The organism is Arthrobacter sp. Bi83 (assembly GCF_918698095.1).
Taxonomy (GTDB): Bacteria; Actinomycetota; Actinomycetes; order Actinomycetales; family Micrococcaceae; genus Arthrobacter.
In genome coordinates this window covers 1-22,970 of the sequence record NZ_CAKKLY010000063.1, presented here as the reverse complement: position 1 = coordinate 22,970, position 22,970 = coordinate 1, and the positions used below count along the sequence as shown (strand labels likewise).

At 64.7% G+C, this 22,970-nt stretch carries 25 protein-coding genes; 10 read left to right on the top strand and 15 right to left on the bottom strand.

What is annotated here, in order from left to right; genetic code table 11:
• Positions 1–205 precede the first annotated feature (205 nt).
• The 7 genes from LQ144_RS20510 to LQ144_RS20480 all read right to left on the bottom strand — a co-directional run bounded on the left by LQ144_RS20510 (position 206) and on the right by LQ144_RS20480 (position 7,161).
• A complete protein-coding gene (locus tag LQ144_RS20510; RefSeq protein ID WP_230120948.1) occupies positions 206–403 on the bottom strand; it encodes a hypothetical protein in 198 nt (65 codons plus the stop codon).
• Positions 404–455: 52 nt separating this feature from the next.
• Positions 456–1,769: a multiple monosaccharide ABC transporter permease gene (mmsB, locus tag LQ144_RS20505; RefSeq protein ID WP_230120946.1), complete on the bottom strand. Its 1,314-nt coding sequence runs from the start codon at positions 1,767–1,769 to the stop codon at positions 456–458.
• A 5-nt stretch (positions 1,770–1,774) separates the two neighbouring features.
• Positions 1,775–3,304 carry a multiple monosaccharide ABC transporter ATP-binding protein gene (mmsA, locus tag LQ144_RS20500; RefSeq protein WP_230120944.1) on the bottom strand — a complete coding sequence of 510 codons (1,530 nt, stop codon included), beginning with the start codon at positions 3,302–3,304 and terminating at the stop codon, positions 1,775–1,777.
• Between the two features lie 99 nt (positions 3,305–3,403).
• Positions 3,404–4,528, bottom strand: coding sequence for a multiple monosaccharide ABC transporter substrate-binding protein (gene chvE / locus LQ144_RS20495; RefSeq protein WP_354962224.1), 1,125 nt, complete (start codon positions 4,526–4,528; stop codon positions 3,404–3,406).
• Between the two features lie 348 nt (positions 4,529–4,876).
• Positions 4,877–6,463 (bottom strand): alkaline phosphatase D family protein, encoded by a 1,587-nt coding sequence (locus tag LQ144_RS20490; RefSeq protein WP_230120940.1) that lies wholly within the window; start codon positions 6,461–6,463, stop codon positions 4,877–4,879.
• 78 nt (positions 6,464–6,541) lie between these two features.
• Positions 6,542–6,739, bottom strand: coding sequence for a hypothetical protein (locus LQ144_RS20485; RefSeq protein WP_230120939.1), 198 nt, complete (start codon positions 6,737–6,739; stop codon positions 6,542–6,544).
• 176 nt (positions 6,740–6,915) lie between these two features.
• Positions 6,916–7,161: a hypothetical protein gene (locus LQ144_RS20480; protein ID WP_230120937.1), complete on the bottom strand. Its 246-nt coding sequence runs from the start codon at positions 7,159–7,161 to the stop codon at positions 6,916–6,918.
• 166 nt (positions 7,162–7,327) lie between these two features.
• Here LQ144_RS20480 and LQ144_RS20475 point away from each other — a divergent pair, with 166 nt between their 5' ends.
• Both LQ144_RS20475 and LQ144_RS20470 read left to right on the top strand, forming a co-directional pair.
• Complete coding sequence (locus LQ144_RS20475; protein ID WP_230120935.1) at positions 7,328–8,107, top strand: phosphatase PAP2 family protein; 780 nt, start codon at positions 7,328–7,330, stop codon at positions 8,105–8,107.
• A 9-nt stretch (positions 8,108–8,116) separates the two neighbouring features.
• Positions 8,117–8,422, top strand: a complete 306-nt coding sequence (locus tag LQ144_RS20470; protein WP_230120933.1) for an MmcQ/YjbR family DNA-binding protein — start codon at positions 8,117–8,119, stop codon at positions 8,420–8,422.
• Positions 8,423–8,466: 44 nt separating this feature from the next.
• Here the strand turns inward: LQ144_RS20470 and LQ144_RS20465 are convergent, their stop codons facing one another.
• Positions 8,467–8,778, bottom strand: a complete 312-nt coding sequence (locus tag LQ144_RS20465; RefSeq protein WP_230120931.1) for a MerR family transcriptional regulator — start codon at positions 8,776–8,778, stop codon at positions 8,467–8,469.
• 139 nt (positions 8,779–8,917) lie between these two features.
• On the opposite strand from LQ144_RS20465, the gene LQ144_RS20460 reads away from it, so the two are divergent.
• The 3 genes from LQ144_RS20460 to LQ144_RS20450 all read left to right on the top strand — a co-directional run bounded on the left by LQ144_RS20460 (position 8,918) and on the right by LQ144_RS20450 (position 10,281).
• Entirely contained in the window at positions 8,918–9,340 is a 423-nt protein-coding gene (locus LQ144_RS20460; RefSeq protein WP_230120950.1) for an Hsp20 family protein, read from the top strand.
• 147 nt (positions 9,341–9,487) lie between these two features.
• Positions 9,488–9,895, top strand: a complete 408-nt coding sequence (locus LQ144_RS20455) for a DnaJ domain-containing protein (RefSeq protein ID WP_230120929.1) — start codon at positions 9,488–9,490, stop codon at positions 9,893–9,895.
• The gene (locus LQ144_RS20450; RefSeq protein ID WP_230120921.1) at positions 9,892–10,281 is read left to right on the top strand and encodes a hypothetical protein; all 390 of its coding nucleotides are present in this window, start codon (positions 9,892–9,894) and stop codon (positions 10,279–10,281) included. The genes LQ144_RS20455 and LQ144_RS20450 overlap by 4 nt, the downstream gene beginning before the upstream one ends.
• On the opposite strand, the gene LQ144_RS23025 is transcribed toward LQ144_RS20450, so the two are convergent.
• A complete protein-coding gene (locus LQ144_RS23025) occupies positions 10,278–11,717 on the bottom strand; it encodes an ATP-binding protein (protein WP_290369797.1) in 1,440 nt (479 codons plus the stop codon). The two genes, LQ144_RS20450 and LQ144_RS23025, sit on opposite strands and share 4 nt — an antisense overlap.
• A 146-nt stretch (positions 11,718–11,863) precedes the next feature.
• On the opposite strand from LQ144_RS23025, the gene LQ144_RS20440 reads away from it, so the two are divergent.
• A complete protein-coding gene (locus tag LQ144_RS20440) occupies positions 11,864–12,256 on the top strand; it encodes a VOC family protein (RefSeq protein ID WP_230120919.1) in 393 nt (130 codons plus the stop codon).
• 64 nt (positions 12,257–12,320) lie between these two features.
• Entirely contained in the window at positions 12,321–13,874 is a 1,554-nt protein-coding gene (locus LQ144_RS20435) for a family 1 glycosylhydrolase (RefSeq protein ID WP_230120917.1), read from the top strand.
• 35 nt (positions 13,875–13,909) lie between these two features.
• On the opposite strand, the gene LQ144_RS20430 is transcribed toward LQ144_RS20435, so the two are convergent.
• The 3 genes from LQ144_RS20430 to LQ144_RS20420 form a co-directional block, all read right to left on the bottom strand.
• Positions 13,910–14,941: a phosphatase domain-containing protein gene (locus tag LQ144_RS20430; protein ID WP_230120915.1), complete on the bottom strand. Its 1,032-nt coding sequence runs from the start codon at positions 14,939–14,941 to the stop codon at positions 13,910–13,912.
• A 116-nt stretch (positions 14,942–15,057) separates the two neighbouring features.
• Complete coding sequence (locus LQ144_RS20425; RefSeq protein WP_230120914.1) at positions 15,058–15,789, bottom strand: DUF72 domain-containing protein; 732 nt, start codon at positions 15,787–15,789, stop codon at positions 15,058–15,060.
• Positions 15,790–15,919: 130 nt separating this feature from the next.
• The gene (locus LQ144_RS20420; RefSeq protein ID WP_230120912.1) at positions 15,920–16,654 is read right to left on the bottom strand and encodes a GAF and ANTAR domain-containing protein; all 735 of its coding nucleotides are present in this window, start codon (positions 16,652–16,654) and stop codon (positions 15,920–15,922) included.
• Between the two features lie 144 nt (positions 16,655–16,798).
• On the opposite strand from LQ144_RS20420, the gene LQ144_RS20415 reads away from it, so the two are divergent.
• Both LQ144_RS20415 and LQ144_RS20410 read left to right on the top strand, forming a co-directional pair.
• Positions 16,799–18,607, top strand: a complete 1,809-nt coding sequence (locus LQ144_RS20415) for a glycoside hydrolase family 15 protein (protein WP_230120910.1) — start codon at positions 16,799–16,801, stop codon at positions 18,605–18,607.
• Between the two features lie 91 nt (positions 18,608–18,698).
• Entirely contained in the window at positions 18,699–19,421 is a 723-nt protein-coding gene (locus LQ144_RS20410; RefSeq protein WP_230120908.1) for an HAD family hydrolase, read from the top strand.
• Positions 19,422–19,450: 29 nt separating this feature from the next.
• Here LQ144_RS20410 and LQ144_RS20405 read toward each other — a convergent pair whose 3' ends face one another.
• Entirely contained in the window at positions 19,451–19,723 is a 273-nt protein-coding gene (locus LQ144_RS20405; protein ID WP_230120907.1) for a hypothetical protein, read from the bottom strand.
• 195 nt (positions 19,724–19,918) lie between these two features.
• Here LQ144_RS20405 and LQ144_RS20400 point away from each other — a divergent pair, with 195 nt between their 5' ends.
• Complete coding sequence (locus tag LQ144_RS20400; RefSeq protein WP_230120905.1) at positions 19,919–21,094, top strand: zinc-dependent alcohol dehydrogenase; 1,176 nt, start codon at positions 19,919–19,921, stop codon at positions 21,092–21,094.
• A gap of 102 nt (positions 21,095–21,196) precedes the next feature.
• On the opposite strand, the gene LQ144_RS20395 is transcribed toward LQ144_RS20400, so the two are convergent.
• Together LQ144_RS20395 and LQ144_RS20390 are read right to left on the bottom strand one after the other, a co-directional pair.
• Positions 21,197–21,553 carry a VOC family protein gene (locus tag LQ144_RS20395; RefSeq protein WP_230120903.1) on the bottom strand — a complete coding sequence of 119 codons (357 nt, stop codon included), beginning with the start codon at positions 21,551–21,553 and terminating at the stop codon, positions 21,197–21,199.
• Between the two features lie 58 nt (positions 21,554–21,611).
• On the bottom strand, positions 21,612–22,769 hold the full coding sequence (locus LQ144_RS20390) for a serine hydrolase domain-containing protein (protein WP_230120901.1): 1,158 nt from the start codon (positions 22,767–22,769) through the stop codon (positions 21,612–21,614).
• Positions 22,770–22,970: the final 201 nt, after the last annotated feature.

The window sequence follows — 22,970 nt, the reverse complement described above, 5'->3', positions numbered from 1 at the left end:
GGGCGACAAGCCCGGCATCGGCGTCGAATTCAACGAGGAAGCCGCGGCCACCTACCCGTACCAGCAGGCCTACCTGCCCTACAACCGCCTGGTCGACGGCACCGTCCATGACTGGTGAGGCACCACTGGTGACGACCTGAGCCGCAGGCGGCGTGCCGCCTGCGGCTCAGGCAATGATGTCAAGCAGTAGTGTCAGGCAACGAGGTCAGGCAATCGGCCGGACCTCGTAGCCATCGGCCTTGCTGATCAGCTGCCGGCCGTGGTTGCCGTCAAAACGCAGCCACATGACCGAGGAATCCCACGTGACGTCTTCCACCTCGGCGGTGCGGACGTGCTGGCCGCCGCGCCGCAGTTCGACCGTGCGGCCCACCAGCAGGGTCCAGTCGTTGTCTGCCTCGGCCATGGTTTCCTTCCTGTCCGTCCCGGCAGCACGCCATCCGACGGTGCCGTGGGGTTCAGGGCTTCTCAGCAGCGCTTGCCGGGTGAGCCACGGCAGCCACAGAGACTGGTGTCTTGCCCGCTGGCTTGGTCTCCTCGACACCGGCGGGCGGGGTTGTCTTCCATTTGAAACGCTTGCCGAGGGTGGATCCGCCGCCGGCGCTGCGGTTCTTGTTGAAGATGTCGAAGCCGACGGCAAGCAGCAGCACCAGGCCCTTGATCAGTTGCTGGTAGTCGGTGCCCAGGCCCAGGATGGACATGCCGTTGTTAAGCACGCCCATGATGAGGCCGCCGACCATTGCTCCGGCCACGGTGCCGATTCCGCCCTGGACGGCGGCCCCGCCGATGAAGGCCGCAGCGATGGAGTCCAGTTCGAAGCCGGTGCCGCCGGCCGGCTGGGCGGAGTTCAGCCGAGCCGTGAATACGAGGCCCGCCAGGGCGGCGAGCACTCCCATGTTCACGAAGAGCCGGAAGGTGACGGCCTTGGTCTTGATGCCCGAGAGCTCGGCGGCGTGGAGGTTGCCGCCGATGGCGTAGGTGTGGCGGCCGAAGATGCTGTTGCTCATGAGCGCGGAATAGACGATGACGAGGACGGCCAGGACGATCAGCACGATCGGGGTGCCGCGGTAGCTCGCGAGCAGGAACGTGATGGTGAGCATCAGGAGCGCGATGAAGACTGTCTTGATGGCGAACCAGGCCATGGGTTCGTTTTCGAGGTTGAACTTCCGGCGGACGCGGCGCTCCTTGATGGACTGAATCAGCAGAGCGGCTGTGGCTCCGACACCGAGGATGACTGTCAGCCACTCCAGTACTGAGGTGCCGCCTGAGATGTCCGGGAGGAAGCCTCCGCCCAAGGCGCGGAGCTCGGCCGGGAACGGGGTGATCTGCTGGTTCTTGAGCGTGATCAGGGTCAGGCCGCGGAAGATGAGCATGCCGGCCAGGGTGACGATGAAGGCCGGTATGCCCACGTAGGCGATCCAGTATCCCTGCCAGGCCCCCACAAGGGCGCCGACGAGCAGGCAGGCCGGGATCGCGGCCCACCAGGCCCAGCCCCAGTGGACGATCATCACGCCGGCGACGGCGCCGATGAAGCCCGCGATGGAGCCGACGGAGAGGTCGATGTGGCCCGCGATGATGACCATCACCATGCCGATGGCCAGAATCAGGATGTAGCTGTTCTGGACCACGAGGTTGGTGACGTTTTGCGGCTCGAGCAGGATGCCGTTGGTCAGGACCTGGAACAGCAGGACGATCAGGATCAGGGCGACGAAGATGCCGACCTGGCGGAGGCGGCTTGCCAGGAAGCCCATGGATTCTCGGAGGGCGGACATGGTCGTTATTCCTTCTCTTGGGTCATGTAGTGCATGAGTGTTTCCTGGGATGCTTCGGCAATCGGGACTTCGCCCGTGATGTGCCCGGCGGACAGCGTGTAGATCCTGTCGCAGATGCCCAGGAGTTCGGGGAGTTCGGAGGAGATCACGATGACGGCTTTCCCTTCGGCGGCGAGTCCGGCGATGATCGAATAGATCTCGAACTTGGCGCCCACATCGATGCCCCGTGTCGGCTCATCGAGGATCAGCACATCGGGGTCGGAGAACATCCATTTGCTCAGCACGACTTTCTGCTGGTTGCCGCCGGAGAGTTTTCCGGTGATGGCAGCCACCGAGGGCGCCTTGATGTTCATGCTCTTCCGGTACCGGTTGGCAACGACGGTCTCTTCGTTCCTGTCCACCCAGCCCTTCTTGGCGAGCTTGCCCAGCGCCGCCATCGAGATGTTGCGCTTGATGTCCTCGATGAGGTTCAGGCCGTAGTGCTTGCGGTCCTCCGTGGCATAGGCGATGCCGTGCCGGATTGCGTCAGACACGGTGGAGGTGTTGATCTCCTCGCCATACTTGAATACCCGGCCGGAGGTGGCCCGGCCATAGGTACGCCCGAAAACGCTCATGGCCAGTTCAGTCCGTCCGGCGCCCATGAGCCCGGCCAGGCCGACGACTTCACCCTTGCGGACGTTCAGGCTGGCGTTGTGGACCACGGTGCGGCTGTGGTCCTGCGGGTGCTGGACCGTCCAGTCCTCGATCCGGAGGACTTCCTCGCCGATCGTCGGCGTGCGCTCCGGGTAGAGGCTTTTCAGGTCGCGGCCCACCATGCCTCGGATGATCCGTTCTTGGGTGATCTGTCCCTGGTCCAGGCGCAGAGTCTCGATCGTCTTGCCGTCGCGGATGATGCTGACGGCGTCGGCGACCTTGCGGATCTCGTTGAGCTTGTGGCTGATGATGATGCTGGTGACGCCCTGGCCCTTCAGATGCAGGATGAGGTCCAGCAGGTGCCCCGAGTCCTCGTCGTTCAGCGCCGCCGTGGGCTCGTCCAGGATCAGCAGCTTCACTTCCTTGGACAGCGCCTTGGCGATCTCCACGAGCTGCTGCTTTCCGACGCTGATGTGCTGGATCGGGGTCACGGGGTTTTCGCTGAGCCCGACGCGGGCCAGGAGCTTCGCCGCTTCCAGGTTGGTCTGGCGCCAGTCCACCCACCCCCGGGAGGCGATTTCGTTTCCGAGGAAGATGTTCTCGGCAATGGACAGGTACGGGCTGAGGGCCAGTTCCTGGTGGATGATGACGATCCCGCGCTTTTCGCTGTCGCTGATGGTGGAAAAGTCGCACGGCTCGTTTTCGAAGAGGATGTCGCCGTCGAAGGTGTTGTGCGGATAGACGCCGGAGAGCACCTTCATGAGGGTCGATTTGCCGGCCCCGTTTTCACCGCAGATCGCGTGGACCTCGCCGCGGTTCACGTTCAGGGTGACGTCCTGGAGGGCTTTCACGCCGGGGAAGGTCTTGGTGATTCCCCGCATTTGAAGAATGGGTACGTTCATGGTCAATTCCTGCTGACTGTTCGAGAGCCGGACTCCTGCGGATGCGGGGCCCCGTTCGGGTGCGGCCTGGCCAAAGTCAGGCCGCACCCGGCACGGTGGCTACTTGATGTCAGCGTCCGTGTAGTAACCGGAGTCGATAAGTTCCTGCTTGTAGTTGTCCTTGGTGACAATCACGGACTTGAGCAGGTAGGCCGGGACCACCTTGACCTTGTTGTTGTAGGTCTTGGTGTCGTTGGTTTCGGCTTCCTGGCCCTTGAGGACGGCGTCGACCATCTTCACGGCCTGTTCACCGAGCTTGCGGGTGTCCTTGAAAATCGTGGAGTACTGCTCCCCGGCGACGATGGACTTGACCGAGCCCTTCTCCGCGTCCTGGCCGGTCACGACCGGCAGGGCGCCCTTGGAGTAGCCGCCAGTGCTGGTCAGTGCCGAGATGATGCCGATCGACAGGCCGTCATAGGGCGACAGCACGCCGTCGAGCTTCTTGCCCGAACCGTACGCGGCCGTGAGGATGTCCTCCATGCGCTTCTGGGCCGTCGCAGCCTGCCAGCGCAGGATCGCGGCCTGCTCGAACTTGGTCTGGCCGCTGGGCACCTTGAGGGTACCGGCATCCAGGAACGGCTTCAGGGTGTCCATCGCGCCGGTCCAGAAGAAGTTGGCGTTGTTGTCATCCGGGCTGCCGGCGAACAGCTCCACGTTGAACGGACCCTTGCCGGCCACCTTCTTGCCGGAAGCATCCACCAGGCCCAGGCCCGTGAGCAGCGACGTGGCCTGCTGGACACCGACCTCGTAGTTGTCGAAGGTGGTGTAGTAGTCCACGTTCGGCGAGCCGTTGATCAGCCGGTCATAGGCGATGACCTTGACGTTCTGTTCCTTGGCCTTGGCCAGGACATCGGTCAGCGTGGTGCCGTCAATGGCAGCGATGATCAGCGACTTAGCACCCTTGGTCAGCATGTTCTCAATCTGCGAAACCTGCGTCGGGATGTCGTCGTTTGCGTACTGAAGGTCAGTCTTGTAACCGAGCTTGGCCAGGGAATCGCTGACATTCTTGCCGTCATTGATCCACCGCTCCGAGGTCTGGGTCGGCATCGAAATGCCCACCAGGGACCCCGCCGCATCAGTGCTGGCGGCGGGAGCGGCGGTTCCGGGCCGGCTGCCGCAGCCCGTCGCACCGACCGTGACGGCCAGGACGACGGCGAAGGCGCCCAGGAGTTTCTTGATACGCACGTTGTTCTCCTTCCGCGGCTGACTCGTGCCGCGAATTAGTGCTGAGTCGGAAGGCATCTGCGCCCTCCGACGGGACCGGCAGTTGGGTCCGGTCAGCTGGTGCGCGGTCCTGCGGCCACGCACCAGAAGGCTTTTTGTTGTAAGTTCGGTCAGGTGCTGCGAACCTAGCAATTTTATGAAGCTGTCGCCGCGCTCTTGTGAGCGCTAACAATGTTGAGAATATCTCACTCATTCGTGTGGGTCAAATCACATATAATCGCGTGGGCGCGGGCTCCCCCGCCGCCCGAGGAGCCGGGGCCGGCAAGGTTGCACGGGTGCAGGGTGCGTTCCGCCCTGCACCCGTTTGGTCTAGCCGCGGGGCTGCAGTCCCGGCACGCCGTCGTCGATCCGGAAGGACGCCCTGGTTCTGACCGGGGAGCCGGGCACGCTCACGTAATCGAGCACACGGAAATCGGCCTTCATGGAGTCCTTCGTGATGGTGGTCCGGACGTAACCGCGCTGGTCGTTGTAAAACTTCAGATGCTGGTTCCAGGCCATGGTCGGATCCGAGACAGAGCCTGTTCCGTTGCCGGTGGACGTGATCGACGTGCACACCAGCTCCGACCCCACCACGGGCGCGTCCGGGTCCTGGTAGTTCACCTTGACGTCGTTGGCCCAGTGGCGGTGGACGTCACCGGTAAGCACGACGGCGTTGCGCACCTTCGCGTCCACCCAGCCCTGTGTGATGCGGCGGCGGGAGGCAGCATAACCGTCCCACCCGTCCATGGACACGTCGTCGATTTCCGGCGCTTTGTTGCGGTCGCGCTCTGCGAAGAACACCTGCTGGCCCAGGACATCCCAGCGCGCCCGGGACTTCCGGAAGCCGTCCAGCAGCCACTGCTCCTGATCCTGGCCGGTGATGCTGCGGTCCTCGTCGAGGCGCTCCTGGACATTCGCTCGCCAGCCGTCACCCGCCAGCTGGTCATCCCGGTATTGGCGCGTATCCATCATGTGGAAGTTGGCCAGCTGTCCCCACTGCACCGTTCGGTAGATCTTCATGTCAGCGCCTGCGGGGACGGCCGGCGCACGCATGGGCATGTTTTCGTAGTACGCCTGAAAGGCCGCTGCCCGTCGTTTGCGGAAGTTGGCCGCAGTGTCGTTGAGCTGGGCTGGATCGGTGTTCTCCGGGACCTCGTCGGCCCAGTTGTTGTCCACCTCGTGGTCATCCCACACCACCAGCCAAGGGGCGGCCGCGTGCGCCGCCTGGAGGTCGGCGTCGGCCTTGTACTGCGCGTGGCGCTGGCGGTAGTTCTCCAGCGTCACCGTCTCGGGGCCCTCGTGGTCGCGGACGTTGCCGCCGCCCACCACATAGGAGCCTTTCTTGTATTCGTACTGGTAGTCACCGAGGTGAAGGACCAGGTCCGGCTGATCGTCGGCAAGTCGCCGGTAGGCGGTGAAAAAGCCGTGCTCGTACTGGGCGCAGCTGGCAAAGGACATGGCCAGGGCTGCCGGAGTCTCGTTCCACGCAGGACTCGTCAGGGTCCGGCCGACAGGGCTGACATGGCGTCCGGTCCGGAACCGGTAGAAGTATTCACGGCCCGGCTTCAGGCCGCGCAGCTCGGCGTGCACGGAGTGGGCACTCGCCGGCGCAGCGCTCTCCACACCGCGTCGGATGACTTTCCGCATGGCAGGGTCCTCGGCCACTTCCCAGGCCACAGCGACATTGTGCGACGGCATGCCGCCCATCCCGTCCTCGGCCAGTGGGCTGAGGGCGAGGCGCGTCCAGATAACGAAACCGTCAGGCCACGGGTCGCCGGAGGCCACGCCCAAGGTGAAGGGGTCGGCGCGGAGGCCTGCTTCGGAATTCCGCTGGTCCGCGACGGCGGTGCCGGGGAGCGCGATGACGAGGCCGGCACCCAGGCCGGTGGTGATGAGCGTTCTGCGCGAAATGTCCATGGACCGAACGTAGCCACCCTGTTTTGACACGTGCGGACGCGCGCGTGAATCCCCCGTGAACGCTGACGGGCCGGCGGGCTACTTCGAAGGCTGCGGGACCTTGCAGGCGATCTTGGGGTTGGCGCCCATGTAATTCAGCGGCCCGGCCGCGATGGTCACGGCCACAGTGCCCGCCTCAGCACATGAGTCCGGGGAACCGCTGAAATAGCCGCGTTGGAATGCGGCGAAGGCTCCGATGATGAGCCAGAGGATCACTAGCGTTCCGATGATCTTCATGGCATCCTCCGTAGCTGCGTCGCCACTCCAGTGTGTGTCCATTATCCACCGGGCGTGTCTTCCGCGACAGAGCTCCCGGACAGCAGCCGGAAGCAAACGAGGGGTGGGATCTCGGCGTTTTGGGCGAACCTGGGCGCCGAGATCTCACCCCTCGATGGGATGACACGAAGTTGCGGTCAACTTGGCTCGGTCGTGTCCACCGGGGTGTCGTCCACGTCCGGAGTGTCCTCGGCCGTGGCCACGGTGGGCTCTCCGGCGGCCGAACCGTCCCGGGCATCGGTTCCTTCTTCCGGCTCGAAGGTGTTGGCTTCGCCTGTTCCGAGGCCGGCGCCGTTCCCGGAGCCGGGAGCCTCGCCCCAGGATTGATTCTGCGACCCGGTGGTCTGATCGGCCTGGCCGGTGCCGGTTTCTTCAGTGCTCATGTCGTCTCCTGGAACCTCGTGGGGGCTGGGTAATTCACGGTAACAGGGGCCGCTTTGCCTGGTAAGGGGCAGCCCACCCCTGGCGCCCGCACCCCGGGAGCGGGAAACGGGATAATCTTCATCACAGAAACCATTTCAATCGATCGACGCACAGGCAGGCTTCCACGTGGCAGAAGAATCGGCGGGCAAGGCGGGATGGTGGCGGGTGTTCCACGACAAATTCGTGGTCGAAGAACGCTACATGGACGCCGGTGCACGGAAAGGGCTCTATGTCGTTGCGGTTGTCCTCGCTGTGGTGGGCGCAGCGATTTTCTTCGTGACGCTCGCCGGGGTTCTCCAGCACAACGGCATGGCGAGTTCGGATGAAGCTGCCCGGAGATGGCTGCTGACCACCCGCTCGGATGTACTGACTGTTGTCATGATCATTCTGGCGGTCATCTTTGGGCCCGTGGGGCTGCCGATCATTGTCCTGGTGGTCACCGTCGCCTGGGGGATCCTGGCCAAGCATGCCTGGCGGCCCATCCTTCTGGCGGCCGCCATGCTCACCGGAGTCGGGCTCGCACAGCTCATCGGCCATGCCGTGGGGCGTGACCGGCCCCCGGTGGATCTCATGCTTTTTGGTGCAGACCACACCTTCTCCTTTCCGTCCGGCCATGTGCTGGGTGCCTCGGATTTCCTCCTGGTCGGCACGTTCCTGGTCTTCTCCCGGCGCAAGAATCCCAAGACCGCCGTTGTGGGGTTCGTCGTGGCCATTATTGGCGTGATTCTGGCATCGGTCAGCAGGCTGTACCTGGGCTACCACTGGGTGAGTGACGCCGTCGCCTCCATATCCCTGTCACTCGTGGTGATGGGGGCCGTGATCGCGGTGGACACGTGGCGGACCGCCCGGATACCGGGGGAATCCGTCACTGGGGAGCTGTCCAAAGCCGATTCCCCCTCGGAATAGCCCGGGGCCATGGCAACTGAAGCTGACGTCCGCCGGACCTGCCTCTCGCTCCCGGGAGTCACTGAACGCTCCAGCTGGAACCGGCCTGCATGGTTCGCCAAAACCCTCATGGCCCGGATCTGGGACGAGGGCGTGCTGACGGTCAAGACTTCAGAGCGCGAGGCGCTCGTCGGAACACAACCCGAAACTTATTTCTGGACGCCGCACCACGAGCGGTCGCCACAGTTGGTCCTCGTGCGGCTGGCAAAGCTCGACGGCGGCGAACTCGCCGAGTTGCTGGAAGAGTCCTTCCTGCTTGCCGGCGGACAGATCTGAGCGAGAGGCCCTCCGCCGCCGCGGGCTGGGTGCCGAAGGTATGCTCAGGCGCCCTCAGGTTGACGCGTGTTGCGGGAGCGTGCGCGTTGCAACTCCCGGCGGAGCCTGGCGTTATCGACCTCGAGTTCCAGCACTCTTGCCACACCTGCCAGGTTGAGACCTTCATCCAGAAGCTCCCCGATGCGGCGCAGGACCGCCAGGTCCGATTCGCTGTACTGTCGGGTCCCGCCGGAAGTTCGCTCGGGCGTCAGTAATCCGCGGCGCTCGTACAGCCGGATGTTTTGTTGGCCGGTGCCGAGCAGGCCCGCCACGACTGAAATGGCGTAGAGCCTTCGGTCGCCGGCCTGACCTGTCATGGTGCTATCCCTTGGTTGACGTTTCTTCGGTTTGCCTCTTGCACCAGTTTGCCACCGGTGCTATAAAAAATCTGTATCCGCCACCATAGATAGTGGCGGGTCGACATGAATCATCCAGATGCTGAAGGAGTGGGAAATGATGCTCATCCGTACCGACCCGTTCCGTGAGCTGGACCGGCTTACCCAGCAGGTCTTCGGAACGGCTGCACGCCCCGCGGCCATGCCTATGGACGCGTGGCAGGAAGATGGAGAGTTTGTTGTCGCCTTTGATCTTCCGGGCGTCTTGCCGGACAAGGTCGACCTGAATGTGGAGCGGAATGTCCTTACTGTCAGGGCGGAACGCCAGGACCCCACGCAGCCCAACGTGGAGCTGGTGGTTGCCGAGCGGCCTCGCGGAGTCTTCAGCCGCCAGTTGATCCTCGGAGACACCCTGGACACGGACAACATCAAGGCCCATTACGACGCCGGTGTTCTGACGCTCCGAATTCCGGTTGCGGAGCAGGCAAAGCCCCGCAGGATTGAAATTGAAAGCAAGGGTGAGCTGCACCAGATCGAAACCTAGTCCCCAGGCGGGACCGGCTGTCCGGTCCCGATGGTGTTGCTGCTGACGGGGCGGTCCTCCGGGTTGAGGCCCGAGACCGCCCCCGAGCCACTTGCAGCAGCGGCCGCCGAAGGATGTCTCGCGAACCGACCCTGAGCAGGACAGACAATGGCCAGCAACTTCGCCGATCACTACGCCGTCTTGCACGTGCCCCGCACAGCGACCCAGCGCGATATCTTGCGCGCCTTCAGGTCACTCATGCGAACGCACCACCCGGATTTGGACAACCCCGCTGGCGCGCCCGCTGAACTGCAACTGATTATGCAGGCCTTCGAGGTCTTGCGAGATCCAAAGCGCCGCCAGGCCTATGACCGCGAAGCTATTTGCGAAGCAAACACGGCTGCAGCGGCCCATGGCGGCCGGCCGGCACGGGACAAGACACCGGACCGGCCACAGGACATTCCCGTCCGCCTGATTCGCCACGAGGACCCGCCGCTGCGGGCAACGCCTGTCCGATGGGAAAGCGGACCCTGGGCCCCTATCCGCATCGACCCCCGAGGAGAACGAAGACGATGAGCGACTGGCGCCGATACGACTCCCACCTGATTCCTGCCTTTTATGAGCGGTTTGAGGAGCGCTGGGGAAAAGGAACTGCACCCTTCCTGGACCCGGAGGCCCATGCGGAGCCTCTTCCACGCGCGCAGTGGATCCATCCCGCCACCGGTGCTGCCGTGGCCGTAGTGCCCATCTGGACGGACGATGACCGCCAGCACCGCTCGTTCGGAGTCTTCTACCTGCCTCCGGCGGGGGATATCTGGGTGCTTCGTCCCGGTTTCACAGGCTACCTGGAGCCCGGGCTGGACGGCTCCGAACACCTCGTGGCCTTGAGGAATGACGCCTTCAAGAAAGCCGTGGCCCATGCCAAGGATTTTCTCTTCGGCCCGCCCTCGGTGATGCATTAGGTGGGCCCCGGCCCGCTGCTGAATCCGCCGAAGCCGGGCGCGCCGAAGCCGTCGGCGTCGACCGGGCCGCTGCCCAGGAGGCTCCGGGTGAGGGCCTGGCCGTCGGCCATCAGCCCGTCCACCGCCGTCCCGAGGTGACCGTCAGCTACAGGAACCCCCTCGATTGCGGCCGCCACCACAGCCCGGCGGACCAGCTCCCGGGCAAAGGAGGCGGTGGTCCCTTCGGTGCTGGCCGCCGCATCCTGGATGGCGCCGGGACTGAACGGAATCCCCCGGGCGTACAGGTTCACGAGGTCGACGCGCTCTTCCAGGGCCGGGAGCGGAATTTCAACGGCCAGATCCACCCGGCCGGGACGCTGAGCCAAGGCACGTTCCAGCATGTCCACGCGGTTGGTGGTGAGGACAAACGCCACGTCGGCATCGTTGTCCAGTCCGTCCATGGCATCCAACACCTCGAACAGCAGCGGCTGCGGTCCGTGGCCGAAGCTTCGGTCTTCGGCGATCAGGTCGCAGTCTTCAAGAACTACGATGGAAGGCTGCAGCGCCCGGGCCATGGCTGCGGCTTCGGAGATTCTGGCCAGCGATCCGCCGGACAGCAGGATGGCCGTGGACCCCTCACTCTGGCTCAGCAGATACCGCACAGTATGGGTCTTGCCCGTTCCTGGCTTGCCGTACAGGAGGATGCCCCGCTTCAGGTGCTGCCCGTATTCGCTGAGTGACGCCCGGTGTTCGGCGATGCCAAGTGCGTGGTCGGACACCTTCTGCAACAATCCCTCAGGCAATATGACCTCGGAGGCTGCCAGGGCAGGTCTGGCGTGGAAGGTGACGCCCGCGGCGCTCGGACCGTACTCGCCCATGATCAGTGAAATGATCTGGCCCTTCAGCACGCTGCGGAACTGCATCCGGCGGCGGAACTCGGCCAGGAACGCGGCGGCGCTCCCGGTGTCACCTGCCACGACTTCGAGGGAGGCCATCTGCCGCCCGTACCGCGGGTTGGCGTCCCGCTGCAGGACGGCCACCGGACTGCCCGCATAGCTGAACAGCCACAGGCCAAGGGCAACGGCCTGCCGCTGCTCGTCGGGTCCAACCGCGAGGTTCGCGTAATCCGGCTGCGAGAGCGGGAACTGCGGGAAGAACTGGGACTGTTGCAGCATGTCGCTCAAGGACTGGTGGTGCCGCTGGTCCCCGCCGCCGATGCCCACCAGCCGGAAGTCCCCGTCCTCGGCGGCAAGTTCTGCCATCAGGATGTCAGCATCTACGAACCGGTGCGGGGGGATCTCCTCCACCACCACAGACAGCGTTTCCGCGGGAACCGCCAAATGTTCCGTGAGTGTGGTCAGCAGTTGTGTCCCGGCCCGCACCCGGTGCTGGCCGGACTGCGCAAGCTGCACCAGCTGTGCAAAATCATCGATGAACTTCCCCAGTTTTTCATCCATGGGCAGACCCTATCAGTGCCGCTCCGGAAGTCGGGGAGTGACCTTCTGCCGGCCTTCCAGCACGGCCTGGTGGTTCTCGTCAGGCACTGCGGCGTGTGCCATTCTGGGAGGTACCGCAAGTCCCGGTGCCGTCAAAGGAGAAGACCATGTTTACGCCAAAGGGTTCGTTTTCCAGCTTCAGCGTCAATGACGTGGCGCAGGCCAAGGAGTTCTACGGAGCGAAACTCGGCCTGACCGTTGCCGACGGCGGAATGGGCACCCTGGAGCTCACGATGCCCGAGGGGCACAAGGTCTTTGTCTATCCCAAGGACAACCACGAGGCCGCCACCTTCACGGTGCTGAACCTGGTGGTGGACGACGTCGATGCAGCGGTAGACGAGCTCAACGCCGCCGGTGTCCGGACCAAGATCTACGACGACCCCGATCTGCCCACCGACGAAAAGGGCATCGCCCGAGGCGAGGGTCCGGAGATTGCTTGGTTCAAGGACCCGGCAGGGAACGTGATTTCGGTGATCAAGGCAGGCGGGCTGCTATTGTGACGGCGTAGTTTGAGGCAAACTGTCCTTCTGCCCCTTCGAGACAACAACATAAAGGTCCCCTGCCATGCACACTTCCGCCAAAGAGTTGGCCGCCATGATCCCGCCGGGTTTCACCCTGGGGGTAGCCACAGCCGCGTTCCAGATCGAGGGCGCCCTTGATGAGGATGGCCGCGGACCGGCGGGCTGGGACGTCTTCGCGGCAAAGGCAGGCAACATAGTGGACGGCCACCACCCCGCATTGGCCTGCGACCATTACCACCGCATGCCGCAGGATGTGGCGCTGATGAGGGAACTGGGCATCGATTCGTACCGGTTCTCGATCTCATGGCCCCGGATCCAGCCCGGCGGCAGCGGGCCGGTGAACCGTGCCGGCCTGGATTTCTACGACCGCCTGCTGGACGAGCTCCTGGCCAACGGGATCTCCCCGATGATGACGCTCTATCACTGGGACACGCCGCTGCCGCTGGACGAGGCCGGCGGATGGCTCAACAGGGATACCGCCTACCGGCTGGGCGAGTTCGCGGCCATCGCGGGGGCAGCCTACGGGGACCGCGTAGCCCGTTGGGTGACAATCAATGAGCCCGCCACGGTGACCACTAACGGCTATGCTCTGGGTCTGCACTCGCCGGGCCTGGCGGATTTTGCGAACGGGCTGCCCAGCGTCCATCACCAGCTGTTGGGGCATGGGCTCGCGCTCCAGGCGTTGCGGGCCGCCAACGTGGCCGGGGAAATCGGCATGACCAACGTGTACTCGCCGATGGTGCCGAATTCCGGCAACCCGCTGGACTGGCTGAGCGCAGGGGCCATGGATGTGGCCCAGAACCGCCTGTACGCGGACCCGGTCCTCACCGGAAAATACCCCGACCTCGTCCGCATCGGGAAGTTCTTCTCGTCGTTCGAGCATCCGGACGAGGACATGGACATCATTTCGCAGCCGATGGATTTCTACGGGCTCAACTACTACATGCCCACGCGGGTGGCGGCAGGAGCGGGCGACAGCCCGGTGCCCGCGGCCATGGCCGAGGCCATGGGGGACGATCTCAGCGCCGCCACCCCAGGCGGACCGCTGCACATTGAGCCCTGGCCGGACACCGAGACCACCGCCTACGGATGGCCGGTCAAACCGGAGTACTTGACCGTGGCACTCAAGGAAATGGCCGAGCGGTACCCGAACCTCCCGCCAGTCATCATCACCGAAGGCGGAGCGAGCTTCGAGGACATCATCGTCACGGACAAAGCCGCCAACCGCAGCTTCATCCCGGACGAGCGCCGTCTTCGGTACCTGTCGGACCACATTGGCACCGCGCTCCGCGCTACGGCGCCCGGCGGCGAGGCCGAGTCCGTCGATCTTCGCGGCTACTACGTGTGGTCCCTGATGGACAATTTCGAGTGGTCGGGCGGCTACAACCAGCCATTCGGGCTGGTGCACGTGGACTTCGAGACGATGGAGCGGACGCCCAAGGCATCCTACTTCTGGCTCCAGGAGCTCCTCGAAGAGCGGAACCTCGTAGCGTCGGCGGGGGCCGCCGTCGCCGCCGCCGCCTCCTCGGAGCCGGAGCTGGCGGCGGGTGCGGAGCCCGGAAGGTCCGACGGCGGTGCGCAGCCGCTGGGGCTGTGACCGCCAGGTACAGGGGCGGTCCGGATCAACTCAGCTCAGATCAGTTCAAGGTCCCTGAGCTGGCGGGCAATGCCCGCGCCGTCGGGCGAGTAGATCCACGTCACCGAGGAGGCGCTGTGGTCTCCGTCTTCCGAATGACCGCCCGCGAAGACTGATTCGCTGACAGACAGCTGCCGGATGGCGATCGCGGCCACTTTGTCGGCATGGTCGTGGGTGAACGCTGAATAGATCTGCTCATCGTGCTGGCCGTTGTCGCCGATGAGCAGCCACCGCATGTGCGGGAATTCGGCCGCCAGGCGCTCCAGGTTTTGGCGCTTATGGTCCTGTCCGCTGCGGAACCAGCGGTCCTGGGTGAGTCCCCAGTCCGTGAGTACCAGCGCGCCGGAGGGGTACATGTTGCGCGTGAGGAACCGGGCAAGGGTGGGTGCCGCGTTCCAGGGGCCCGTGGACAGGTAGATGACGGGGGCGTCAGGATGCTCTACCGTCAGCCGGTCCAGCAACACAGCCATTCCCGGCGTTGCCATCCGGGCCCGCTCGCTTAGAACGAACGTGTTCCACAGGGCAAGGAACGGCCTGGGCAGCGCCGTGACCATGACGGTGTCATCGATGTCGGAGACGATGCCGAACTTCGTCTCCGGACCAATGACGAAAATACTGGCGTCGGCGGGCTCAGTGCCCTCGGACCGCAACACGGCCGTGTGCCAGCCGGGGGAGAGGGAAACCTTGACATCAATGTCGATGAGTCCGCCCCTGTCGGCTCTGACCTTCGTGACAGTGCCGCCCACTTCAATTTCCACCTCCGAGCCCGGAATGGGAACGCTGGTGAAGGCGCGCCAGCCCCGGACGTTCTGCGTTCCGTTCCTGGCGGCGTGCTCGGCCCGGCTTCCGGGCACGGGCTTGCTGGCCAGCACCACCCGGCCGAGCACCCGCACCCAGTCCGTGGAACCGTATCCCTGATAGGCGATGGTTTTGGGTTCGAACTTCCACCGGCGGGCGAGTTTTAGCCGCGCGGTGTTGATTGCGGCCGAGAGCCGGTGGGCCAGGCGGAAGACGTGTGTGCCTGACAAAGAACTTTCCTGTGACGCCGTGTCCATTCCTTCACTCTGCCACAGGCCGGGGCCGCCGGGCCGGTTACCGGGCTCTGTTACCTGCCGCCGGCACGGCGCGCGCCGCCCTAACGCCGTTAACCGTCCCTCAGCAGCCACCGCAGAGTGTCAGCGTTCCGCACCGCGTTGCCGCCGCCGTCGTTGTTGAAATAGGCGTAAACGTCCTTGCCCGCGCCGCGCCACTCCCGGATCCTCTCCGCCCACCAGCGCAACTCCTCCTCCGAGTACGAGCCGCCGTACAGGTGCTGGTGGTCCGGCCCGTGCAGCCTGACATAGACGAAGGGTGCGGTGGCCCTCAAGATGCATGGCAGATTGGCTCCGCTCATGACGCAGTAGGCCGCGTTGTGCCGCTCCAGCAGGGCGTAGACATCCGGGTGGTCCCAGCTCGGATGCCGGAACTCCACGGACACCCGGATCCAGTCCGGCAGGGCGCCCAGAAAGTAGTCCAACCGGGCGTCGTCACGCGCCAGGCCGGGCGGCAGCTGGACCAGCAGCACGGCGCGCTTCTCACCGAGCTCGTGCCAGGATCGGGCAATCCGCTCGATCCAGACCTCCGGGCTGTAGAGCTTCTTGCCGTGGGTCAGGCCGCGCGGGGCCTTGACGGACAACGCGAACCCGTCGGGCAGCCGCCGCCGCCAGCTGGCGAAGGACGTGTCCCTCGGCCAGCGGTAGAAGCTGGCGTTCAGTTCCACGGTGCCGAAGCACGCCACGTAGTGCTGCAGCCTGTCACGGGCGGGAAGTCCCGGCGGGTAAAGCACGTTTTCCCAGTGGTCATAGCTCCAGCCCGAGGTGCCGATGTGCACTGTCATTCGTCTATTCCGTCGACGCCGTAGCCGATGTGGCCGGCACCGAAGCCACGCAGGAAACAGGGGGCAGGGTAGAGTTAAATGACAGTTTCAGCATGTCAGGAGACTATCCGCTGAGGCTGGTCGGAGGTAATCAATCGAAGTGCGTGGTCAGGCTTCCGCCGCCGGCGGACTCCACGATCGCGGCGGCCACATCGCGGAGTTTCAAGTTGCGGTTGCTGGAGGCCGACTTAATCAGCTTGATGGCCTCCTCCTGGCTGCAGCGGTTCTGCGCGATGATGATGCCCACCGCGGTGTCGATGATGGTCCGCGACTCCATCGCCGCCTTCAGGTTCGAGGCGGTGTCGCTGTGCTTTGCCAGCAGGATGGAGAGCTGGAGTCCCTTCGATGCCTGGCGGACGTAGGTGACTGCGTGCTCGATCGCGGCGGCATCGAAAGCGTTCGGCTTATCGGAGTAGAGGTTGAGGCCGGCGCGGGCATTATCTCCGGGCAGGTCAAACGGCACCGCCAGAACGGAGCGCATGCCGTTCCGGAGGATGGTCTCGTTGTATTCAGGGAATTCCGTATCCAGCTTGAAATCCGGAACATGGACCAGGACGCCTTCCCGGCACGAGCGAAGGCAGGGTCCGTCGCCGAACTGGTACTGGATCTCGTCGACCGCCTGGGCCCGCTCACTGCTGCTGGCCACAGTGCCCGCTGTGCGGTTCCGCAGAAGCGTAATTCCGCAGTGCACATGGCCGCGCGGTCCTGACAGTTGCTCGGAGGAGTAACGGGCCAGCTCGTTCAGGAAATTTCCGACGTCCTGGGTGTCCAGCAGGAGATCCTGGACGTAGCCCACCACATCGGTCTCGTTCAGGCGACTGTCCAAAGAAGGCTCCAGTTCTGCTCTGTCGTTCGGCGGGGCCGTCACGAAAGGTTCGAAGGTCAGGTTCCGGGGGTGCTGCTTCAGCTAACCTCAGGCTACACCCGGCGTGCCCTCGTGCGGACGTGTCAGCTGTGGCACTGTAAGGGCATGGTACGCATCGAGGATTATGCGGTTGTGGGCGATCTGCACACCGCGGCGTTGGTCAGCACTGAAGGTTCCATCGACTGGCTTTGCCTGCCGCGCTTCGATTCGCCGGCGTGCTTCAATGCGCTGCTGGATACCCCCGAGTCCGGACGCTGGCGGATCGCTCCGGCAGGCGCAGGGGAATGCACCCGGCGACGTTACCGCCGCCACACACTGATCCTGGAAACCGAATGGGAAACAGAGGATGGCGCCGTCCGGGTCATCGACTTCATGCCTCCGCGCGACGAGGTGGCGGACATCGTCAGGATCGTGGTGGGGCTCCACGGCCATGTCAGGATGAAGGGCGAGCTTGCCCTGCGCTTCGACTACGGCCACATCATGCCCTGGGTCCGGCGGGACAGCCACGGCCTGCATGCTATCGCCGGGCCGGATTCGGCCTACCTGGTGACCACCGCGCCGCTTCGGGGCGAACACATGCACACCGTCAGCGACTTCACCGTGAAAGCCGGCGAGCGGGTGCCCTTCGTGCTGACCTGGGCGCCCAGCCATGTCCACAGGCCGCGATCGGTGGACGCGGAGAAAGTGCTGGAATCCACCGAAAAGTTCTGGCGCGAATGGGCCGGGCAGTGCAAGGTGACAGGTCCCTACAAGGATGCGGTGGAGCGTTCGCTGATTACCCTCAAGGCCCTCACCTACGCGCCGACCGGTGGCATCGTGGCTGCTGTGACCACGTCACTGCCGGAACAGCTGGGGGGTCCGCGGAACTGGGATTACCGGTTTTGCTGGCTCCGCGATGCCACCCTGACACTGCAGGCACTGCTGGCCGCGGGCTACACCGCCGAGGCCGCCGCCTGGCGGGACTGGCTGCTGCGCGCCGTGGCCGGGGATCCGGCGGACCTGCAGATCATGTACGGGATCCACGGGGAACGCCGGCTGCCCGAGATGGAGCTCCCGTGGCTGGCCGGCTACGAGAACTCGTCGCCGGTGAGAGTGGGCAACGGTGCAGCGGGCCAGCTGCAGCTGGACGTCTGGGGCGAAGTGCTGGACTGTCTCTCACTCACCCGGAACTCGCTGCTCAAGCACACGGACGAGGCCTGGGACGTGCAGGTGGCGCTCATGGAGTATCTGGAAGGCGCGTGGGACCAGCCGGACAACGGGCTGTGGGAAATGCGAGGGCCCAAGCGCCATTTCACGCACTCGAAGGTGATGGCCTGGGTAGCGGCGGACAGGATGGTCAAGGGCGTCAGGGACTCCGGGCTCCCCGGGCCTGCCGACCGCTGGGAGGAGCTGCGGGAGACCATCCGCGACGATGTCATGGCCCACGGGTACGACCCGGAGCGGAACACCTTCACCCAGTCCTACGGCCGCCCGGAACTGGATGCCAGCCTGCTGCTCATCCCGCGCGTAGGGTTCCTGCCGCCGGATGATCCCCGCGTCATAGGCACCATCGACGCCATCCAGCGGGAGCTGACCGAGGACGGATTTGTGCTGAGGTACCGGCCCCAGGACAGCGACGACGGCCTGCCGGGGGAGGAAGGTGTCTTTCTTGCCTGCTCCTTCTGGATGGTGGAGGCGCTGCTCGGCGCCGGCAGGCGCCGGCAGGCCACCGAACTGTTTGAGCGCCTCCTTGCGCTGCGGAACGACGTCGGTCTCCTGAGCGAGGAGTGGGGTGTCCAGAGTGCGCGGCACCTGGGAAACACGCCGCAGGCATTCAGCCACTTCGCCCTCGTGACGAGCGCCTTGGAACTTCATCAGCAACGGGCGCGGCGAAGTGATAAGCCCCTGCCATCGAGGGCGGGAACGGCTTCATAGGTGCCGTCCATTCCCCGCTTCGCTCAGCCAGCCGGACGTCAATAAGTATACTTACTAATGACTTGGTGAATTATGGAGAAGGAGCGGTGGAATGGCTGGAATATTTGGTCCCGGGACGCCGGCCGGCAGCGCCGCCGGCCCGCGCCGCAAAGCAGTCCTGTTTGATGTTGACGGGACCCTGATCGACTCTGCCTACATACACACGCTCGCCTGGTGGCAGGCGTTCCGCCAGTCGGACTTCGACGTGCCCATGGCGCAGATCCACCGTTGCGTGGGGATGGGCGGTGCCCGGCTGGTGGACCACCTGCTGCCGGAAGGGCGTGACAAGGCCGGGGACGAAGAAATTCTTTCGGCCCACTCCGGGATTTTCGGCACTTACTGGCCGTCCCTGCGCCCCTTCGATGGAGCCCGGGAACTCCTCGCCCAGTGCTGCGAGAGCGGCCTGGCTGTGGCGCTGGCGTCCTCGGCCAAGGATCAGGACCTCAAGGCCCTCCGCTCCAGCCTGTCCGCCGATGCCTTCATTCATGCGGCAACGAGCGCCAACGATGCCGAGGAGAGCAAGCCCGAGCCGGACATCCTCATCGCCGCACTGCGCGCCGTAGAGCTGGAGGCGGACAACGCCGTCTACGTCGGGGACGCCGTCTGGGACGTCTATGCGGCGGCCAGGCTTGGCATGCCCACCATCGGCCTGACCTCCGGCGGGACCAGTGAGGCCGAGTTGCGAGAGGCGGGCGCCGTCGACGTGTACTCGGGTCCCCGGGAACTGCTGGACCACCTCAGTGACAGTGCGATCGGGAGGCTCCTCGCCGGTTAACGAGCCAGCCTGCGCGCGGGCTACCGGACCTACAAGGTGGCCGGGCCGGTTGTGGACTCGGTGGCCGCAGGGTCGCCGGCCCCCGGTTCGTCAGCGTAGTCGCCCCTGTTCCACGCCACCGAAACCGCAACTGAACCGTCGTCGTTCCTGACCACTTCGGTGACCACCTCCGCAACAGCCGCCCCCATGGCCAGAATCTTTGCCCGGTAGGTGGTGACCAGCTCCTCAAGGCTGGCCTCCGTCCATTCGCCCGGACGTATCCGGGTGGAAATCTCCACGGGTTCGGGCTGGTACAGCGTCATGATGATGCCTTTCCTTGGGGGGCAGCGACAGTTCCTACGCTAGGAGCCTTCGCTGGCCGAAACAAGCGAAAAAGCAAGCTGGCTTACTTTTACAACAGGGCCGGGCCGGAAGTTGATAAGCATACTGATCTTCCCATCGCGACGGATCGGCGATACGGTCGAAAAAGCCCATCTTCAGCTTAAGGAAGGAACGCCATGAAGGCACTGACCTGGCAAGGCAAGCGCTCAGTGAGTGTGGAAGAAGTTCCGGACCCCGTGATCCAGGAGCCTACGGACGCCATCATCAGGATCACTTCCACCGCGATCTGCGGCTCGGACCTCCACCTCTATGAGGTACTGGGACCCTATATGCACAAGGGGGACGTGCTGGGCCACGAGCCCATGGGAATCGTGGAGGAGGTGGGGAGCGCCGTCACTAACCTCGCCAAGGGCGACCGGGTGGTGATTCCGTTCAACATCTCCTGCGGGCACTGCTACATGTGCAGCCAGGGGCTCCAGTCGCAGTGTGAGACCACCCAAGTCAGGGAGAAGCGTTCCGGGGCCGCACTGTTTGGCTTTTCCGAACTCTATGGGTCGGTCCCGGGCGGCCAGGCCGAGTTCCTGCGCGTACCGTACGCCGACTATGGCCCGGTTAAGGTGGGCCAGGAACTCCCGGATGACCGCTACCTGTTCCTTTCTGACATCCTTCCCACGGCCTGGCAGGGTGTGAAGTATGCGGACGTCCAGGACGGCGGCACCCTCGCGGTGTTCGGGCTCGGACCCGTGGGGCAGTTCGCCTCGCGGATCGGCACGCACCTGGGACTGAGGGTGGTCGGAGTGGACCCCGTCCCGGAGCGGCGCGAGATGGCGGCGCGGCACGGCGTCGAGGTCCTGGACTATTCCAAGGGCGTGGCTGATGAACTGCGGGAAATGACCGGCGGCCGCGGACCCGATGGGATTGTGGACGCGGTCGGCATGGAAGCCCACGGCTCGCCAGTCGCCGCGTTCGCCCACCACGCGCTCGCGCTCCTGCCGGACAAAGTGGCACAAAAGGCCATGGAAACCGCCGGCGTGGACCGCCTCGCGGTCCTGCACACGGCCATTGATTCGGTCCGCCGGGGCGGGACGCTCTCCCTGAGCGGCGTCTACGGCGGAACTGCCAGCCCCATGCCGCTGCTGACCATGTTCGACAAGCAGATCCAGCTCCGGATGGGCCAGTGCAACGTCCGCCGCTGGACGGATGAGCTGCTTCCGCTGGTGGAGGACGACGCCGATCCGCTGGGTGTCACGGATCTGGTCACCCACCGCGCGGGGCTGGCCGAGGCGCCGGCGCTTTATGAAAAGTTCCAGAAGAAAGAGGACGGCTGCATCAAGGTGGTCCTCCAGCCCTAGAGGGCAACGGTTACCCGGCCTTCAGCAGCGAGGGCCGGAAAGCGGCTGGCGGGAGACAGCTTCTCCCGCCAGCCGTTGCTTGACGTGCGAAGCTATCGGGCCTCAGGCTCCGGCGTCCACGACGCAGAAGCGGTTTCCGTCCGGGTCTTCCAGGACGATGAAGTCGGGGTCCTCCGGGTACAGGTCCCAGTCCACCTGCGAGGCGCCGAGTTCCACGAGCCGCTCCACCTCCCCCGCCTGGTCGTCGGCGTAGAGATCCAGGTGCATACGCGGGTGCGGTTGCACGGGCGTCTCGCTGATCATGAGGGCAAGGCGGGCTCCCTCACCTGTCCGCGGGACCAGCACCACCCAGGTTTCGTCGCCGTCGTCCCGCGGCACATAGCCCAGAGCATCACACCAGAAGGCTGTGGCGCGGGCGACGTCATTGACCCCGAGGACAGTCGTACCGATCGTCAGCATGCCTTCATGCTTCCGCGCGGCTGTTCGCGACGCAAGGGGTGCTCTTGGCTTGGCGGGGTCAACACCATTGGTTCAGCAGTTGCTCAGCCAGATCAACCATCTCGGGCACCAGCGGGTGGAGGAAGGCCACGAACGGCGACGGCGGATAGGTCATCGCCATGGTGACCTGCCGCTTTCCGTCGGCGCTGGTCATCGAGACCATCCCGTAGCCCTGCACGTCACCGATGTTGCCGTAGTAGAAGTCGTTGGTGCAGGTGTCGTTCCAGCGTGCCAGGCCGAGTTTGAAGTTGGAGTAAACCGCTTCCTTCATCTGCGAAAGGGTGGACTGCTTCAGCAGCTTCCCCTGAAGCAGCGCCGAGTAATAGGTATTGGCGTCCCGGACGGTGGAAACCATGCCGCCAGGAGCATCGATATACACCCTGGGATAGGCGACGTCGAACTGTTTGTCCTCAACAGTGATGTAGCCGTGCAGCAGTTCGTCTTTCGGACGCCCTTCGGCGGTCATGAAGGTCTCCGTGAGCCCGAGCGGTTCGATGATGTCTGACCGCAGGACCTCGGCGAAGGGACGACCCCGGAGCCGTTCAATGATCAAAGCGAGTGCGACCAAGTTCGAGCCGGAAGGCTCGAAGGGCTGGGCGAGTTTGTACTTCCACGGAAGGCGGGCGGCGAGGGCCAAACGCTCTCGCAGGGTCAAAGGTGAGTTGAATACCTGCCGGAGCGGGCCGGACGTCCACAGGACGTCCCCGTAGTCCGGAATGCCCGATTCCTGGTTGAGAAGTCTGCGCACGGTAATGGGCTCCGGCGGCTTCAGAATGCGGCTGAACCCGGGGAAATAGTCGTCCACCTGGCCGTCGAGGGCGATCCGGCCTTCCTCCGCGAGCTTCAGCACGGAGACAGCGATCATGGACGTCGTGAGCCCGCCCATGTGGATCGGATCGTTGAGTTGCACCTGCTGCCCGCCGCCGAGGGTCCGGACTCCCTCCGCGTGAGTCCACTCCGCGCCGTTGTTCCTGGCCTGGATAAGAACGGCCGGAGCCCCTTCTTCCCGCATGGTCTGGCTGAAATCGAGCAGGTCAGCGAATACCCAGCTTGGCGGTGTCTGCTGGTCGGGCGGCTTGGGTGCCGGGGTGCAGCCGCCAACTGTGGCGACCAGCAAGGCTGCGGCCGCCGGCGCGGCGAACCGCCGCAACCGGGCGCGAAGCCAAGGCCCTGCCATGCCATCAGGATACGCGCCAAGCTCCCGCAAGCGCCGCACCTAATTCGCCGGAAACGCGCGAGTTCGCCGGGAGCCCGGAATGAATCAAGCTGTTTGTGACAGCTGGTTGGTTTTGTAGTTGATGCCGGCGTGGGCCGGGGCGGCTGGTGCGGTGGGTTTGTTGCGGTAGCGGTGAGGATGCCGGGCGTGGCAGGCGTTGAG

What these genes read in the sequence shown, in the direction of transcription:
- LQ144_RS20510 (WP_230120948.1), bottom strand. Translation starts at nt 403, where the DNA reads ATGGCCGAGGCAGACAACGACTGGACCCTGCTGGTGGGCCGCACGGTC.
- LQ144_RS20465 (WP_230120931.1), bottom strand. Translation starts at nt 8,778, where the DNA reads ATGACAGGTCAGGCCGGCGACCGAAGGCTCTACGCCATTTCAGTCGTG.
- LQ144_RS20440 (WP_230120919.1), top strand. Translation starts at nt 11,864, where the DNA reads ATGTTTACGCCAAAGGGTTCGTTTTCCAGCTTCAGCGTCAATGACGTG.
- LQ144_RS20455 (WP_230120929.1), top strand. Translation starts at nt 9,488, where the DNA reads ATGGCCAGCAACTTCGCCGATCACTACGCCGTCTTGCACGTGCCCCGC.
- LQ144_RS20460 (WP_230120950.1), top strand. Translation starts at nt 8,918, where the DNA reads ATGCTCATCCGTACCGACCCGTTCCGTGAGCTGGACCGGCTTACCCAG.
- LQ144_RS20415 (WP_230120910.1), top strand. Translation starts at nt 16,799, where the DNA reads ATGGTACGCATCGAGGATTATGCGGTTGTGGGCGATCTGCACACCGCG.
- LQ144_RS20470 (WP_230120933.1), top strand. Translation starts at nt 8,117, where the DNA reads ATGGCAACTGAAGCTGACGTCCGCCGGACCTGCCTCTCGCTCCCGGGA.
- LQ144_RS20425 (WP_230120914.1), bottom strand. Translation starts at nt 15,789, where the DNA reads ATGACAGTGCACATCGGCACCTCGGGCTGGAGCTATGACCACTGGGAA.
- mmsB (WP_230120946.1), bottom strand. Translation starts at nt 1,769, where the DNA reads ATGTCCGCCCTCCGAGAATCCATGGGCTTCCTGGCAAGCCGCCTCCGC.
- LQ144_RS23025 (WP_290369797.1), bottom strand. Translation starts at nt 11,717, where the DNA reads ATGGATGAAAAACTGGGGAAGTTCATCGATGATTTTGCACAGCTGGTG.
- LQ144_RS20410 (WP_230120908.1), top strand. Translation starts at nt 18,699, where the DNA reads ATGGCTGGAATATTTGGTCCCGGGACGCCGGCCGGCAGCGCCGCCGGC.
- LQ144_RS20405 (WP_230120907.1), bottom strand. Translation starts at nt 19,723, where the DNA reads ATGACGCTGTACCAGCCCGAACCCGTGGAGATTTCCACCCGGATACGT.
- LQ144_RS20395 (WP_230120903.1), bottom strand. Translation starts at nt 21,553, where the DNA reads ATGCTGACGATCGGTACGACTGTCCTCGGGGTCAATGACGTCGCCCGC.
- LQ144_RS20450 (WP_230120921.1), top strand. Translation starts at nt 9,892, where the DNA reads ATGAGCGACTGGCGCCGATACGACTCCCACCTGATTCCTGCCTTTTAT.
- LQ144_RS20490 (WP_230120940.1), bottom strand. Translation starts at nt 6,463, where the DNA reads ATGGACATTTCGCGCAGAACGCTCATCACCACCGGCCTGGGTGCCGGC.
- LQ144_RS20435 (WP_230120917.1), top strand. Translation starts at nt 12,321, where the DNA reads ATGCACACTTCCGCCAAAGAGTTGGCCGCCATGATCCCGCCGGGTTTC.
- LQ144_RS20390 (WP_230120901.1), bottom strand. Translation starts at nt 22,769, where the DNA reads ATGGCAGGGCCTTGGCTTCGCGCCCGGTTGCGGCGGTTCGCCGCGCCG.
- LQ144_RS20480 (WP_230120937.1), bottom strand. Translation starts at nt 7,161, where the DNA reads ATGAGCACTGAAGAAACCGGCACCGGCCAGGCCGATCAGACCACCGGG.
- mmsA (WP_230120944.1), bottom strand. Translation starts at nt 3,304, where the DNA reads ATGAACGTACCCATTCTTCAAATGCGGGGAATCACCAAGACCTTCCCC.
- LQ144_RS20400 (WP_230120905.1), top strand. Translation starts at nt 19,919, where the DNA reads ATGAAGGCACTGACCTGGCAAGGCAAGCGCTCAGTGAGTGTGGAAGAA.
- LQ144_RS20485 (WP_230120939.1), bottom strand. Translation starts at nt 6,739, where the DNA reads ATGAAGATCATCGGAACGCTAGTGATCCTCTGGCTCATCATCGGAGCC.